Source organism: Allobosea lupini (assembly GCF_900109525.1).
Taxonomy (GTDB): domain Bacteria; phylum Pseudomonadota; class Alphaproteobacteria; order Rhizobiales; family Beijerinckiaceae; genus Allobosea; species Allobosea lupini.
This window is the reverse complement of sequence record NZ_FOAN01000003.1, coordinates 431,561-446,392: the sequence shown is the minus strand read 5'-3', so window position 1 is coordinate 446,392 and position 14,832 is coordinate 431,561. Positions and strand designations below refer to the sequence as shown.

Genomic DNA, 14,832 nt, shown 5'->3' with positions numbered 1-14,832 from the left:
TAATGCACCGCAACATAGCTGGTGTGGCGACCGCGTGTCGGACGCCTCAGAGCCGGAAATCCTCGCCGAGATAGACACGCCGGACATCGGCATTGGCGATGATCTCGGCCGGTGAGCCCTCGGTCAGCACCCGGCCGGAATGGATGATGTAGGCGCGATCGACCAACCCGAGCGTCTCGCGGACATTGTGGTCGGTGATCAGCACGCCGATGCCGCGATCGGTCAATTGCCGGACCAGCTCCTGGATGTCGCCGACCGCGATCGGGTCGATGCCGGCGAAGGGCTCGTCGAGCAGGATGAAGGAGGGCCGCCCGGCGAGTGCGCGGGCGATCTCGCAGCGGCGGCGCTCGCCGCCCGAGAGCGCGATCGAGGGCGCCTTGCGAAGGCGGCTGATGTTGAATTCGTCGAGCAGCTTGTCGAGCTCGCGCTCGCGCTTCTTGCGGTTCGGCTCAACCACCTCGAGCACGGCCCGGATATTGTCCTCGACCGAGAGGCCGCGGAAGATCGAGGCTTCCTGCGGCAGATAGCCGATGCCGAGCCGGGCGCGCTGGTACATCGGCAGGTTGGTGATGTCGTTCCCTTCGAGCGAGATCACACCCATATCGGCGCTGACCAGACCGGTGATCATGTAGAAGATCGTGGTCTTGCCGGCGCCGTTCGGGCCGAGCAGGCCGACCGCCTCGCCATTGCGGACATAGAGCGAGGCCTCGCTCACGACATTGCGGGCGCCATAGGTCTTGCGCAGGCCGCTGACGGCGAGGATGCCGGCACCGCCGACCGCGCTCGCGACCGGGCCAGGCTGCTCGTCGTCTTCGACAGCCTGCTTGTCCTTGCCCCGGCCGAAGAGTCGCCCGAACAGCCCCGGCGTCGCCGGCGCCTTGGCCGGCCGCGCCGGGCTTGGCTGCGCCTGCTGGCCAGCATCGGAAGGCGGAGACGTGGATATCGTCACAGGAGGAAATTCAAGCTGCTGGCGTTCGACATGGGTCCGCTCTGGTATGCCAGGCGCGCCGAACTGGCAACGCCTTCCTGCAGCCGCCCCTGCCGCAAAGGAATATCAATTGGTTGGCTTGGCGCCGGCCTTGTTGTCCTTGCCGTCCTTGTTGTCACCCGAGTTCGGCACGAAGAAGCCCTGGACACGCCCGCTCGACGTCACGTTGGCGATGCCGGTCTGCGTATTATAGACCAGCTTGTCGCCGCGGGTGATGTTCGGGCCATCGTTCAGCGCGACATTGCCGGTCATGATCACCTGATTATTGGCGCGGTCGAAGACGGCATTGTCCGAGGTCGCGGCCTGGGTTTTCGACACGACGGTGACCGGCCCGCTGCATTCGATGCGCTTGATCGCGCCGTCATTGGCGCCCTGGCCTTGCGCAGCAGGCTGCGCCGGCCTCGGCGTCCCACCCTGGCCCCGGCCCTCATAGAACACCGTCATCACCGAGCAGCGCACGGTCGTCTCGCCCTGCACGGCGACGACATTGCCGGAGAAGACCGCCTTGTTGTCCTTGTCGAGCACGTCGAGCTTGTTCGCGTCGATCTTGATCGGTTCCTTGCTGTCGCCGCCCATGCCGCCGAAAGGCGAGCCCGGAGCGCCACCGCGCGCCTTGGCCGGCTTGGCGGCCGGCTGCTGAGCGAATGCAGCTGTCGACAGCGCCGGAGCGACCAGAACAGCGAGAGCGAGAGCGAGAGCTTTCATCGGTGACCTGTGGCTGATCTGCATGGCTGGATGCGATGATCTCACGGCTTGCCGGCCGGGCGAAGAGCTTCGAGATTGGGCGTGCTGCCTTCGCGCTCCGGGCCGGCCAGGCTGCGGGCCGGCGCGTTCTCGATCAGCACATGCACGCGCCCCTCGAAGGTGATGAGCGCGCCATTGTCCTTCACGTCAAGCGTATCGGCGTCAACCGTCGTCGTGCCGAGATTGACCTTCACCGGCTCGCGCGAGTTGACGGTTCCGGCCTTGAAATCAACGTCGGCGGTGCGCATGCGGACATCATAGCCCGAATCGGTGCGGATCTTCACGTCGTCGACCAGCTTCAGCTTCTCTTTCGTCTGGTCGAAAAGGCCGCTGCGGGCATTGATGTTGATCCAGCCTTCGGACTTCATCAGCACCCGCGCGACCATCTGCACGAGCTCGATCTGCGTGGGATTGCGGACGTCCTGCAGAGCCGATTCCGCCGTGACCTCGTAAGGACTGTTGTCCTTGCGATAGCCGGCGAGCTTCGGCGTTTCCATCACCACCTTGCCGCCCGACAGGCTGATCCCACCCAGCGAGAAATTGCCGGCATGGCGCAGCGGGTTGAGGAAGGGAACGATGATCAACCCCACCACAGCGACGATCGCCCCGATCGGAATCAGGCGCCGGAGCAGGCGCACGAGCGCGGAATGCCGGCGCGCAGCGCGGAAGGCGCTCTGCCGCATCTGCGCCCGAATCGCCGCCGGGCTGCGTGTCTCAGGAGTTGTGATCGCCAAGCTCATGCCCGCCCATTGCCAGCCACCGGCGGCTTTTTCATGTCGAACCGGCGCACGCCGACAATCAGCAGCGGCCGGTCCGGCGACCGCCAGACGGATGACCCTAGCCCAGATACATCAACTTTACGTATGCGCGAAGATGTCGACCTCTGGCCAACCGGCGAGATCAAGCTCGGCGCGCGCCGGAAGGAAGTCGAAGCAGGCCTTGGCGAGATGGCCGCGGCTCTCGCGCTCCAGCATCACATCGAGCTTCGTCTTCAGGGCATGCAGATGCAGCACGTCCGAGGCGGCATAGCCGAGCTGCGCTTCGGTCAGCGTATCGGCGCCCCAGTCCGAGGATTGCTGCTGTTTCGACAATTCGACCCCGAGGAGCTCGCGGACGAGGTCCTTCAGCCCGTGCCGATCCGTATAGGTGCGCACCAGCTTGGAGGCGATCTTGGTGCAATAGACCGGCGTGGTGACGACGCCGAACGCCTTCTCCAGCGCGGCGATGTCGAAGCGGGCGAAGTGGAACAGCTTCAGCACGCCGGGATCGGCGAGGATGCGGCAGAGATTGGCCGGCGCCGGGGCGCCCTTCGGGATCTGGACGACGTCGGCAGTGCCGTCGCCACGCGAAAGCTGCACCACGCAGAGCCGGTCGCGCTGCGGATTGAGGCCGAGCGTCTCGGTGTCGATCGCCAGGATCGGGCCCGGCTCGAACCCATCGGGAAGATCGCCGCGGTGCAGACGAATGGTCATGCCCAAAACCTCGCTCGGCGGCGCCGCGCGCCGCTCAGTCAACCTGCCATTCGCCCACCCGGCCGAATGGTTCGCTCTAGAAATCCGGAGAACGTTTCGCAGCTAGCGGCGCGCCCGGCAGCATTCAAGCTTTTTCTCTGCAGGCATTTTCTCTGGCGGCACAACCGGTTCGGAGGCATTAACCTTTTATTCACCATGTGCTTCATTCGGGCGCCCCGGCGTGCGAGGGTATCGGATCGGAGCTTGACACATGTCCGCAATCCGCCTGTTCACCGACCTCGATGGCCGCATCGGCCTGCGCCAGTTCTGGCTCGGCAGCATCGCGCTCGCCCTCTGCCTGCTGGCGGTCCAGTGGGCTGCGCCGCAGGTCGCGGACAAATATGCCGCCGCCAAGATCGTCGCCTTCGCCAATGCCTTCGCTCTGTTCCCCTGGGCGGCGCTGGCAGCCAAGCGCGCTACCGACCGGGGCGGCTCATCGCTGTTCGGCATCCTGCTGGTCTGCGCCATCGTGCTGCCGCGGGAAGTCCAGCCGCTGCTCGGCTATGCCTGGGCGCCCTCGCTGATCGCGATCTCGACGATGGCCTGGCTGGTCGCGCTGATCGACCTCGGCCTGATGCCGGGCGTCGGCCGCGACGCCCCGCTTGCGGAGCAAAGCGGGGCTGCCAGAGGCTAGCCAGGGTCACTGCTAGCCTCTAGACCGGCTCGATGAGCCAGCAAATACCCACCTCACTCGAGTTTGACCCCACCGATCCGGTCGCCCTCACCCAGGCCCTGGTGCGCTGCGCCTCGGTGACACCGGCCGACGGCGGCGCGCTCGCGCTGCTCGATGCCGTGTTGAGCGCCGAAGGCTTCAGCGTCGAGCGACCGACTTTCTCGGAGCCTGGCATGCCGGACATCGAGAACCTCTATGCCCGCATCGGCAACGAGGGCCCGGTCTTCGTCATTGCCGGCCATACCGATGTCGTCCCGCCCGGCGACCTCGCCGCCTGGACGCATGATCCCTTTGCGGCGGACATCGAAGGCGGCGTGCTCTATGGCCGCGGCGCCTGCGACATGAAGGGCGGACTCGCCGCCATGACCTGCGCCGCGATCCGCTATCGCCGCGAGAATCCCGATGCGCCGGGCTCGATCGCCTTCCTCGTCACCGGCGACGAGGAAGGCCCCGCCGTCAACGGCACGGTCAAGCTGCTGGCCTGGGCCGACGCGCGCGGGGAGCGCTTCGACCATTGCCTCCTCGGCGAGCCTACCAATCCGGCGGCGATGAGCGATATGATCAAGATCGGCCGGCGCGGCTCGCTGACCGGCAAGCTCGCCGTGCAGGGCGTGCAGGGCCATGTCGGCTATCCGCACCTCGCCCAGAATCCGATCCGCGGCATGGTCCGGCTGCTGGCGGCGCTGGACGCAAGCCCGCTCGATGCCGGCACCGAGCATTTCGACCCGAGCAATCTCGAGGTGACCACGCTCGATGTCGGCAATCCCGCGACCAACGTCATCCCTGCGCAAGCGCGGGCCGTGTTCAACATCCGCTTCAACGACCTCTGGACGCCGGAGACGCTGGCGGCCGAGATCGAGCGCCGCCTGCGCGAGGCAGCCGGCAACACCGTGCGTTACGAGGTCAGCTTCGAGCCGACCAACGCAGTCGCCTTCCTGACAAAGCCGGGACCGTTCGTGGCGATGGCCGCCGAGGCCGTCGAAGCCGAGACCGGCAAGCGCCCGGCCCTGTCAACGACGGGGGGCACTTCCGACGCCCGCTTCATCAAGGACTACTGCCCCGTGGTCGAATACGGCGTCGTCGGCCAGACCATGCACCAGGTCGACGAGCGGGTCGCCATCGCCGACCTCGTCGCGCTGGAGCGGATCACGCATCGTTTACTGACGAGCTATTTCGCTGCAGCGCAGCAGGCTTGACGGAACCGACCCTGACGCCCACAGTTTAGACGAAAGTCTAATGCCGTGACGTCCGGAGGGTTGGGCCATGAGGCTTGCTGCCGACGATGTGACGCGATCGCTCGCTGCCTCCTGGCGCCTGCTGCGGGCCGACGCGAAAGCCCTGCCCGATCTCGACCTGAGCCGCGACGGGTTCTGGCGCTCCTATCTCGCGCTGGTGCTGGTGGTGCCATCGATGATACCGGCGCTGGCGGCCGAGCGCACGCTCGTCGGCCTCTCCAACAGCGGCGGGTTGTTCGATGCACCGGGCCTGATCGCAGCCATCGTCACGGCGGAGATCCTGGCGATAATTGCGGTTCCGGCGCTGCTGGTCGGGCTCGCGCCCAGTCTCACCCGCAACCCCCGCTTCACCAGCTTCGTCATCGCCTGGAACTGGGCCGGCATCCTCTCGGCGGCGCTGATGGCAGTGCCGGCGACGGTGTTCGCGTTGGGCTGGTCGAACCCCGGCATCGCCGGCTTCCAGAGCCTCGCTTTCGCCGCGATCGTGCTGCGATTGCGCTATTGCGTCGCCAGGGCCACGTTCGGCGCGAAGAGCGGCGTTGCCGGCGCGATCGCCTGCGCCAGCGTGCTTGCCGACTACACGGTGCTGAAGATTTTCGGGTTGGCCGGGTTCTGAGCCGGCCTCAGTAATCCACGCCTGCCAGATAAAGCCCGCAGGGCGGCGCCAGCGCGGCGCACTGCGAGCGGTCGCGTGCCGCCAGCACCTTGCCGACCTTGTTCTCCGGCCAGCGCCCCATGCCGACCATCTTGAGGCAACCGACCATGGAGCGGACCTGGTGATGCAGGAAGGAGCGGGCATGGACGTAAGCCACGATCTCGGCCCCCTCGCGCCGGCAATCGAACCGGTCGAGCGTGCGCATTGGGCCATTGGCCTGGCATTCGGCAGCGCGGAAGGTGGTGAAGTCGTGATGGCCGATCAGTGCCTTGGCGGCGCGGTCCATCGCCTCATGGTCGAGCTTGACGGGGACATGCCAGACCCGGTTTGCATCGAGGGCCGGCTGCGCGCGCCGATCGAGGATGCGGTAGATGTAGTAGCGCCGCGTCGCCGAGATGCGGGCATCGAAGGTTTCGGGCACCGCCTGCGCGCTCAGCACCGCCACCGGCAGGCGCTTCAGCCTCGCATTGCTGGCGTCGCGCACGACGTCGGTGCGCCACTCCTTGTCGAGATCGACATGGGCAACCTGATGGGTGGCGTGGACACCGGCATCGGTGCGCCCGGCGCAATGCAGGCGCACGGCATGGCCGCAGAAGGCTTCGATCGCCTCCTCGACACTCTGTTGCACGGACGGCCCATTAAGCTGGCGCTGCCAGCCTGAGAAGGGCGTGCCGTCATATTCGATGACGAGCTTGTAACGGGGCATAGACTTATCCCAACGGCCAGTGACGCTGACGCGTCAGGCCGTTGATCCAATGTGAATTTCTCAAACACAGCCTTCGGCTGTAGAAATCCACATACGGAATACCGGGAGCCATTTTCAATGCCTCCCGGTACTAGAGCTTCGCGCCCGCCGAGAGCCGCGCCCCGCGCAGGAACTCCTGGGCGCTCATCGGCCCCTTTCCGGCGCGCTGGACCTGGAGCAGCTTCACCGCCCCGACCGCGCAGGCGATGGTGCCCTCGTCGTCGAGCAGCGTGCCCGGCTCGGCCGCGCCGCCGGCGCGCGCGGTGCGCAAGAGCTTCAACCGCTCCGGTCCCTTGCCGAGATCGACCTCGACGAAGGCGCCGGGGAAGGGCGAGAGGCCGCGCACGACGTCGTGAACCTGCTGCGCCGGCCGGTTCCAGCTCAGCCTTGCCTCGTCATTGCCGATCTTGCTGGCATAGGTCACGCCCTCTTCCGCCTGCGACGTGAAGCGCAGGCCACCGCGGCTGAGGGCGGCGAGCGCCCGGACCATCAGGTCGGCGCCGAGGCCGGCGAGCCGGTCATGCATGTCGCCGGCCGTGGCGTTGCCGTCGATCGCAAGCCGCTCGACCATGGCGACCGGGCCGGTATCCAGCCCCTCCTCCATCTTCATGACGCAGACGCCGGTTTCGGCGTCGCCCGCCATGATGGCGCGCTGGATCGGTGCGGCGCCGCGCCAGCGCGGCAGCAGCGAAGCGTGCAGATTGAGGCAGCCGAGTTCCGGCGCCTCCAGGATCGCCCTGGGCAGGATCAGGCCATAGGCGACGACGACGGCGACGTCGGCCTCGTGCGAGGCCATGACCTCGGCCGCCTCGGCGGTCTTCAGCGTCTTCGGCGAGAACACCGGGATGCCGAAGCGCTCGGCCGTGACCTGGACTGGCGAGGGCCGCAGTTCCATGCCGCGCCCGGCCGGCGCCGGAGCACGGGTATAGACGGAGACGACCTCGTGGCCCTGGCCGATGATCTCGGTCAAGGTGGGCACGGCGAAATCCGGCGTGCCCATGAAGATGACGCGCAAGCTCATAATGTTTTGCCCCGGCCGGTCAGGCCGCGCTCTCCCGTTTCGCCGCCTTGGCGAAGCGCTTGTTGACCCGGTCGCGCTTCAGCCGTGACAGATAGTCGATGAAGAGCACGCCGTTGAGATGGTCGATCTCGTGCTGCAGGCAGGTGGCGAGCAGGCCGTCGGCCTCGATCTCCTGCGCCTTGCCGTCGAGATCGCGATAGCTGACCTTGACGCGCGCCGGCCGCTCGACCTCCTCGTAATATTCGGGAATCGAGAGGCAACCTTCCTCATAGGAGCTCAGCTCCTCCGAGCGCCAGGTCACCTCGGGATTGATGAAGACCAGCGGCTCGCGCTTCTGTTCCTCGCCTTCTTCCGCCTTCTTCGAGACGTCGATGGTGACCAGCCGGACCGGCTCGCCGATCTGGATCGCGGCAAGGCCGATTCCCGGCGCGTCGTACATCGTCTCCAGCATGTCGTCCGCCAGCTTGCGGATCTCCGGCGTGATGTCGTCGATCGGCGCGGAGACCTTGCGCAGCATCGAGTCGGGCAGGATGACGAGGGGGCGGATGGCCATAGGGCGCTCTGGGACGTTTTCAGGAGTTGCCGCGACATAAGCGCTTGTGACGAAACGGTCAAACTGTTCCGCTTATGTTCTAGATTTGCGGCCTGGATGGTGTAGGCTTGCGGCATGAACCAGATCGCCTTCGTCCTGCTGGAGCGTCCCGTGAGCTGGGCCGAAGCCGCCTTCGGCTTCGCCGGTCTGACGCTCCTCCTGCTTGTCCTGGCGCTGCTCTCGTCCTGGCGCGCGGCGCGCCGGCGCGAGATCGAGGCGGCGATGGCGGCCGAGCGCGCCCGTGAGATGGACGACAAGGTCGCCGAGATGAACCGGCAGCAGGCCGAACTCAGCGGCCGCATGCAGACCATGGCCGAGATCCTCTCGACCCGGCAGGGCGACCTTGCCCGGATCATGGCCGAACGGATGGACGGCCTGCGCCAGCAGGTCGGCGCCGGGCTGGAGCAGAATGTCCGCCAGACCAATGAGAGCCTCGGCAGGCTGCAGGAGCGCCTCGCCGTCATCGACAACGCCCAGAAGAACCTGACCGAGCTCACCGGCGAGGTGGTGACGCTGAAGGACGTGCTCGCCAACAAGCAGGCGCGCGGCGCCTATGGCCAGGGCCGGATGGAGGCGATCATCCGCGACGGTCTTCCAGCGGCTTTCTTTTCGTTTCAACCAACGCTCTCGACCGGCAAGCGCCCGGACTGCCTGGTCACCCTGCCGGGCGACGGGCGCGGCCTCGTCATCGATGCCAAGTTTCCGCTGGAGAGCTTCACCATGCTGCGCGAGGCACGCGGCGAGGAGGCGAAGAAGCACGCGTCGGCACGGGTGCGCGCCGATGTCGGCCAGCATGTCAAGGACATCGCCGAGCGCTATTTCCTGCCGGGCGAGACGCAGGATATGGCGCTGCTCTTCGTGCCGTCGGAGGCGATTTACGCCGACCTGCACGAGCATTTCGACGACATCATCCAGAAGGCGCACCGGGCGCGGGTGATGATCGTCTCGCCCTCGCTGCTGGCGCTAGCGATCCAATTGATGCAGTCGCTGGTGCGCGATGCCCGCATGCGCGAGGAAGCGCAGGTGATCCAGGCCGAAGTCGGCAAGCTGCTCGACGATGTCCGCCGGCTCGGCGAACGCGTCGACAAGCTCGACAGCCATTTCCGCCAGGCGCAGTACGACGTCGCCCAGATCAGGACATCGGCCGGCAAGGTCACCGGCCGGGCCGAGCGGATCGGGGCGCTAGAATTCGACGACGCCAGTCCGAACGAGCCGCAGCTGCCCTTCGCCAAGGCGGTGAAGCTGAAGGCGGCGGAGTGACGCGGCGCGCTGCTATTCCTCCCGGTCGCCATGGCGAGATCACATTCCGGCGTTGAGTTGCAGGCCTTCCCAGACTGCACCGGAGGCCGTGACCCTTGCTCGTTCAGATCGGAACGCTCATCGCCGCGACGAGCCTCGTTCAGCTCGCCAACGGCTTCTTCAACACGTTCCTGTCGTTGCGGCTGACGAATGAGGGCTTCGGCCCAACACTCACCGGCATCGTGCTGAGCGCCTATTTCGTCGGCTTCACCATCGGCGCCGTCTGGTGCGGGCAGGTGATCCAGCGCATCGGCCATATCCGGGCTTATGCCGCCTTCGCCGGCATGGTCGTGGTCGGAACGTCGGCGATGCCGCTCTTCGTCTCACCGGTGGGCTGGATCGCGTGCCGAATGGCGATTGGCCTGGGCTGTGTCGGCCTGTTCATCACCACCGAGAGCTGGCTCAACGCCAAGGCTCCGCCCGAGCAGCGCGGCCGCATCTTCTCGATCTACATGGTCGGCACCTTCCTGGCGCTGGCGGCGGGCCAATTGCTGATCGGCAAGCTCCCGGTCGAGACCGCAACCCCGTTCAACATCATAGTCGCGCTGTTCGCGCTGGCGCTGGTGATGGTCAGCACGACCCGCGCGGAAGCGCCGACGCTGCCAGCGGAGGCCTCGCTGCCCTATGGCGAACTGACACGGCAGGCGCCGATCTCAGTGATCGGTTGCGTCATCGCCGGCATGATCAGCAGCGCCTTCTATGCGCTGTTCCCGGCCTGGATGGCGCGCAATGCCATCCCGCAGGAGACGATCGCGCTGTTCATGCTGGTCGCGGTGCTCGGCGGCTTCGCCTTCCAGGTCCCGGTCGGCCGCCTCTCCGATCGCGGCGACCGCCGCATCGTGCTGGCGGGACTGGCGCTCGGCTTCTCGGTGGCTGCCGTCGCGCTCGATCTGGTTCCGCGCCATCTCGGCGCGGTGCTGCCGGTCGCCGCCCTGCTCGGGGGGTTCATGTCGACGCTCTATCCGGTCTGCGTCGCCCATGCGCTCGACCGCATGCCGCAGGACCGCGTCGTCGCCGTCAGCGGCCGGCTGATCCTGGTCAGCGGCATCGGCTCGGCGCTCGGCCCGCTGCTTGGCGCCCAGGTGATGGCGCGGCTCGACATCAACGGGCTGCTCTATTTCATGGCTGCGATCAGCGCGCTGCTCGCAGCCATGGCGGCACTGCGCATCCGCCAGCGCGCCGCGCCCGAACAGATGTCGGAGCGCCCCTTCGCGATCATCGACCCGATGACGGCGCCGATTTCGCAGGAACCGGAAGCGACGGAGGCGGATGGGTCGCCGCGCCCGCTGCCGGCCTGATCAGGCCCGCGCGAGATTCGCCGAGAGCTCCGGCTTCACATTGAGCGTCTGGAAGACGACGCAGTAGCGCTCGGTCAGCTTGAGCAGCGTGTCGAGCTTGTCCTGAGGCGCATCGGTCTCGACATCGAAGGACAGGCGGATCGCCTTGAAGCCGACCGCGGCGTCCTTGGCGACGCCGAGCGTGCCGCGGAAGTCGAGATCGCCCTCGGCCCGGACCGTGCCCTTCTTCAATTCGATCTCGAGCGCGGTCGCGACCGCCTTCAGCGTGACGCCGGCGCAGGCGACCAGCGCCTCGAGCAGCATGTCGCCGGAGCAGAGCTCGGCGCCGGAGCCGCCGGTGGCAGGATGGAGGCCGGCAAGCGCAATCGCCCGGCCGGTTTCGACCTTGCAGGCGATGTGCTGGTCGTCGAGTTCGCCTTTTGCTTTCAGCGTGATCACCGCCGCATCGGGCGCCTCACGATACTTGTCCTTGAGCGGAGCCTGCAGAGCGCGCAGCGCGGTGACGTCCATGATCGTGATCCCTGGCAGAAACGGTTCGCGGCCTGTCTAGCCGGTTCAGGCCGCTGCCTCCACCTCCGGCGCGGCATGCCGGACTTCCTTGTCGAGCGCCCGGCGCAATTCGCGGCGCAAGGCGACGAAGCCGACCGAACCCTCCTCGCGCGGGCGGGCGAGGAGGTTGTCGAGGCTGAAGGCGACCGGGCCCGGCTGCTGCGGCAGGACGAGGATGCGGTCGGCGAGGCGCAGGGCATCCTCGACCGAGCCGGTGGCGATGACGACGGCCGGACGCCCCTGCGTACAGAGCTCAGGCAGGAAGGCCGCGAGCCGGTCGCGCGCCTCTGTGTCGAGCGTTGCGAAGGGCTCGTCGATCAGCAGCAGGCGCGGCCTCACCAGCAGCAGGCGGGCAATGGCGAGCCGCAGCAGCTCTTCCGGCGAGAGCGTCCCGGGCCGCTGCGTCGCCTGCGCAGCAAGACCGACGCGGACCAGCACGTTGGCGATCAGGCCCTCGCGCTCGAACGGTGTGGCTTTGGGCAAGGCAAAGGCGAGGTTCTCGGCGAGATCGAGCCAGGGGAAGAAGCGCGGCCGGGCACAGAGCAGGCCGATCCCGGCAGTCGGCACCGTTCCTTCGTCAGCCCTCAGGCCGGCGAACCCACGCAGGGCCAGCGCGCGCACCTCGGGAGTGCCGAGCAGCGCGACGACCTCGCCCGCAGCGGGACGTGACAGGGCGTGATCGTGAGAACGGGGAAGATCGTGAAGATCGGCCGACATAACTGGCTCCATCCATAGACAAGGCGGAAGGAGCGCCGACGGCCTTGCGGCCGTCCCGTCGTCCCGCGCTTTAGCTGCATTTGTTTCGCGCCCGCAAGCTGAGGCTCAAATCGGCGCGTGTCCTTTCATAAGGTCTGAGCGTCCGTTTTGTCAAACGGTCGCTACCACCACATGCCGGCGCTCTCGGCCGCCTTGTGCTGGCGTGGCTCGCTGTCGGTAAGCGAGCGGTCGAGCGTGCGCAGCGCCTCGCGCTTGGTCGCCTCGAAGGCCGGCGAGAGCCGGTCGCGCGGGCGGGCCAGCGGATTGTCGAGCTCGTCGAAGATGCGGCCGGGCCTAGGCTGCATCACCACGATGCGGTCAGCCAGCGTTACGGCTTCTTCGACATCGTGGGTGACCATCACCACGGTCGGCCGGCTCTCCTCCCAGAGCGCGAGGAGATGGCCGTGCAGACTGGCGCGCGTGGTGGCGTCAAGCGCGGAGAAGGGCTCGTCCATCAGGAGGAGCTTGGGCCGGGTGACGAGGGCGCGGGCGATGGCGACGCGCTGCTGCTGGCCGCCGGAGAGCTCGCGTGGCCAGCGCGCCTCATAGCCGGCGAGACCGACGCGGGCGAGCGCTCCGGTGACGAGGCGGTCACGCTCCGCCGCAGGCAGATGGCTGAGGCCGAAGCCGGCATTGGCGGCGACCGAGAGCCAAGGCAGCAAGCGCGGCTCCTGGAAGATCACGCCGACATCGGCCCGCGGCTCGGTGATGGCGGCGCCGTCGAGCAGGATGCGGCCTTCGCTCGGCCGGTCGAGCCCGGCGACGAGGCGCAGCAGGGTGGTCTTGCCGCAACCTGAGCCGCCGACCAGCGCCAGGATCTCGCCGGCGGCGACGGAGATGTCGATGCCCGACAGGGCACGGGTGCCGTCGGCATAGGTCTTGGAGAGCTGATCGAAGGTCAGCATCGCGCCCTCAGAGCCTGTCCCTGGCGGTGTCCTGCCAGGCGAGGAAGGGGCGCGTCAGCGCGAGCAGGAGCCCATCGGCGAGCTTGCCGAGCACGGCGAAGGCGATGATGGCAGCGATGATCGTGTCGGGTCGGCCGAGTTGCTGGCCATCGACCAGGAGATAGCCGAGGCCCTCGCTCGCGCCCATGATCTCGGCGGCGACGACGAACATGAAGCCGAGCCCGAGACCGCCGCGCAACGCCGTGAACCAGTCGGGCAGGATCGCCGGCAGCAAGACACGCCGGACCATCGCGAGCCGGCCGAGGCGAAAGACGCGGCCGACCTCGACGATCTTGCGGTCGATCGAGAGAATGGCGGCGGCGACGCCGAGATAGACCGGGAAGAAGACGCCAACCGCGATCAGCGCCACCTTCGAGGCCTCGAAGATCCCGAACCACAGGATGAACAGCGGCACCCAGGCGATCGAGGGGATGGCGCGCAGGGCCTGCAAGGTCGGGTCGAGCAGGCCGCGGGCCAATGGCAGGGCACCTGTCAGCGCGCCGAGCGCGGTGCCGACGGCAGCGCCGATGCCGAAGCCGGCCGCGACGCGCCAGAGCGTCGCGGCGGCATGGGTCCAGAGCTCGCCGCTGACGGCAAGCTGCCAGAGCGTTCTGCCGACCACGCTGGGTGGCGGCATCAGCCGGCCATTGGCAAGGCCGGCCCGGACGAGGATTTCCCAGATGATCGCGAGGACGACCGGCAGCAGGAAGCCGGCGAGCCGCAGGCCAACGCGAGAAGCCGGCCGAGCAGGAGGCGCGGCCGGCTTCTCGTCGATGGCGTCTGCGATCTCGATCGAACTCATTGCGACGGGATCATGCCCGCTCAGTTGGTCGCGGCAAAGCGCTTGTCGATCAGCGCGTCGACTGTTGCCTTGACGTCGGCGGTCGCCGGCAGGACGCCAGCCTGCTGCAAAGCGAGGCCCGCGGCGAGAATGGTCTCGGCCTGCGCCGGACCGATCGTGCTGTGGGTCAATTCGGTCCGGGTGAGCTGGCGCTCGATCACCGCGTCGGAGAGCTTGGTCGCCTCGACCAGCGCCTTCCGGACCTCGGCCGGATTGGCGAGTGCGATCGCGCGCGCCTCCTCATAGGCCTTGAGAACCTTGCGGACGAGCTCTGGATTCTTCTCGGCGAACTCCTCGCGGACGTTGAGCACGCCCCAGGTGTTGTCGGCAGCCTTGCGGTAGAACAGCTTGGCGCCGGCCTCGACCTCGGCGGCGGCCATCATCGGGTCGAGCCCGGCCCAGGCCTCGACATCGCCGCGCTCCAGGGCGAGCCGGCCATCGGCATGCTGCAGCAGCACGAGCTTGACGTCCTTCTCGGTCAGGCCCGCCTCGGCGAGCGAGCGGACAAGGAAGATGTGCGGATCGGTGCCGCGGGTGACGGCGACCCGCTTGCCCTTGAGGTCGGCGACCTTGGTGATCTCGCTCTTGGCGCCGGTGACGAGCGCGGTCCATTCCGGCCGGGAATAGACATAGATCGACTTGATCGGATTGCCGTTGATCTTGCCGATCAGCGCGGCGGCGCCGGCGGTCGAGCCGAAATCGAGCGAGCCGGCATTGAGGAATTCGAGCGCCTTGTTCGAGCCGGCCGAGAGCACCCAGCGCACCTTGATGCCATCGGCCTCGAGTGCCTTCTCGAGGATGCCGCGATCCTTCAGTAGCAGGCTGACCGGGTTGTAGGTGGCGTAATCGACGCGGATCTCCTTCGGCGCCTGCGCCTGCGCACTGCCAACGGCGAGCGACGCTGCGGCAAGGCCGACGAGCACGGCGCGGCGGGTCAGAGCTGAAATGGTCGGCATGGCGTTTCCCTTCAGTCGATCTTGC

17 protein-coding genes are annotated in these 14,832 nt (G+C 67.4%); 5 read left to right on the top strand and 12 right to left on the bottom strand.

Translation table 11 applies throughout. The annotated features are described in order from the left end of the window. Positions 1 to 46: 46 nt before the first annotated feature. From lptB to BMZ21_RS11480, 4 genes are all read right to left on the bottom strand, one after another. A complete protein-coding gene (lptB, locus tag BMZ21_RS11495) occupies positions 47 to 943 on the bottom strand; it encodes an LPS export ABC transporter ATP-binding protein (RefSeq protein WP_425285437.1) in 897 nt (298 codons plus the stop codon). Between the two features lie 111 nt (positions 944 to 1,054). Next, on the bottom strand, positions 1,055 to 1,693 hold the full coding sequence (locus tag BMZ21_RS11490; protein WP_091833618.1) for an LptA/OstA family protein: 639 nt from the start codon (positions 1,691 to 1,693) through the stop codon (positions 1,055 to 1,057). A gap of 41 nt (positions 1,694 to 1,734) precedes the next feature. Further along, entirely contained in the window at positions 1,735 to 2,472 is a 738-nt protein-coding gene (locus BMZ21_RS11485; RefSeq protein WP_143079691.1) for a lipopolysaccharide-assembly, LptC-related protein, read from the bottom strand. Positions 2,473 to 2,589: 117 nt separating this feature from the next. Continuing rightward, positions 2,590 to 3,204: a ribonuclease D gene (locus BMZ21_RS11480; protein ID WP_091833612.1), complete on the bottom strand. Its 615-nt coding sequence runs from the start codon at positions 3,202 to 3,204 to the stop codon at positions 2,590 to 2,592. Positions 3,205 to 3,454: 250 nt separating this feature from the next. Between BMZ21_RS11480 and BMZ21_RS11475 the strand changes: the two genes are divergently transcribed. The 3 genes from BMZ21_RS11475 to BMZ21_RS11465 all read left to right on the top strand — a co-directional run bounded on the left by BMZ21_RS11475 (position 3,455) and on the right by BMZ21_RS11465 (position 5,767). Beyond that, positions 3,455 to 3,877 carry a DUF805 domain-containing protein gene (locus BMZ21_RS11475; protein WP_091833609.1) on the top strand — a complete coding sequence of 141 codons (423 nt, stop codon included), beginning with the start codon at positions 3,455 to 3,457 and terminating at the stop codon, positions 3,875 to 3,877. A 32-nt stretch (positions 3,878 to 3,909) separates the two neighbouring features. Further along, a complete protein-coding gene (gene dapE, locus BMZ21_RS11470) occupies positions 3,910 to 5,112 on the top strand; it encodes a succinyl-diaminopimelate desuccinylase (protein ID WP_091833606.1) in 1,203 nt (400 codons plus the stop codon). A gap of 67 nt (positions 5,113 to 5,179) precedes the next feature. Next, positions 5,180 to 5,767 carry a hypothetical protein gene (locus BMZ21_RS11465; RefSeq protein ID WP_091833604.1) on the top strand — a complete coding sequence of 196 codons (588 nt, stop codon included), beginning with the start codon at positions 5,180 to 5,182 and terminating at the stop codon, positions 5,765 to 5,767. A gap of 7 nt (positions 5,768 to 5,774) precedes the next feature. Here the strand turns inward: BMZ21_RS11465 and truA are convergent, their stop codons facing one another. The 3 genes from truA to def form a co-directional block, all read right to left on the bottom strand. Beyond that, positions 5,775 to 6,512, bottom strand: a complete 738-nt coding sequence (gene truA / locus BMZ21_RS11460; RefSeq protein WP_091833601.1) for a tRNA pseudouridine(38-40) synthase TruA — start codon at positions 6,510 to 6,512, stop codon at positions 5,775 to 5,777. A gap of 130 nt (positions 6,513 to 6,642) precedes the next feature. Further along, a complete protein-coding gene (fmt, locus tag BMZ21_RS11455; protein WP_091833598.1) occupies positions 6,643 to 7,572 on the bottom strand; it encodes a methionyl-tRNA formyltransferase in 930 nt (309 codons plus the stop codon). A gap of 19 nt (positions 7,573 to 7,591) precedes the next feature. Next, positions 7,592 to 8,125 (bottom strand): peptide deformylase, encoded by a 534-nt coding sequence (gene def, locus BMZ21_RS11450; RefSeq protein ID WP_091833596.1) that lies wholly within the window; start codon positions 8,123 to 8,125, stop codon positions 7,592 to 7,594. 114 nt (positions 8,126 to 8,239) lie between these two features. Here def and BMZ21_RS11445 point away from each other — a divergent pair, with 114 nt between their 5' ends. After that, a complete protein-coding gene (locus BMZ21_RS11445; protein ID WP_091833593.1) occupies positions 8,240 to 9,424 on the top strand; it encodes a DNA recombination protein RmuC in 1,185 nt (394 codons plus the stop codon). Positions 9,425 to 9,519: 95 nt separating this feature from the next. Continuing rightward, positions 9,520 to 10,761, top strand: a complete 1,242-nt coding sequence (locus BMZ21_RS11440; RefSeq protein WP_091833590.1) for an MFS transporter — start codon at positions 9,520 to 9,522, stop codon at positions 10,759 to 10,761. Here BMZ21_RS11440 and BMZ21_RS11435 read toward each other — a convergent pair whose 3' ends face one another. From BMZ21_RS11435 to BMZ21_RS11415, 5 genes are all read right to left on the bottom strand, one after another. Continuing rightward, positions 10,762 to 11,271, bottom strand: a complete 510-nt coding sequence (locus tag BMZ21_RS11435) for an OsmC family protein (RefSeq protein ID WP_091833586.1) — start codon at positions 11,269 to 11,271, stop codon at positions 10,762 to 10,764. Between the two features lie 45 nt (positions 11,272 to 11,316). Continuing rightward, the gene (locus BMZ21_RS11430) at positions 11,317 to 12,027 is read right to left on the bottom strand and encodes an ATP-binding cassette domain-containing protein (RefSeq protein ID WP_167561608.1); all 711 of its coding nucleotides are present in this window, start codon (positions 12,025 to 12,027) and stop codon (positions 11,317 to 11,319) included. A gap of 161 nt (positions 12,028 to 12,188) precedes the next feature. Then, positions 12,189 to 12,971: an ABC transporter ATP-binding protein gene (locus tag BMZ21_RS11425; RefSeq protein ID WP_091833580.1), complete on the bottom strand. Its 783-nt coding sequence runs from the start codon at positions 12,969 to 12,971 to the stop codon at positions 12,189 to 12,191. Positions 12,972 to 12,978: 7 nt separating this feature from the next. Further along, on the bottom strand, positions 12,979 to 13,812 hold the full coding sequence (locus tag BMZ21_RS11420) for an ABC transporter permease (RefSeq protein WP_091833576.1): 834 nt from the start codon (positions 13,810 to 13,812) through the stop codon (positions 12,979 to 12,981). 20 nt (positions 13,813 to 13,832) lie between these two features. Further along, positions 13,833 to 14,798, bottom strand: a complete 966-nt coding sequence (locus tag BMZ21_RS11415) for an aliphatic sulfonate ABC transporter substrate-binding protein (protein WP_091834353.1) — start codon at positions 14,796 to 14,798, stop codon at positions 13,833 to 13,835. Positions 14,799 to 14,832 lie beyond the last annotated feature (34 nt).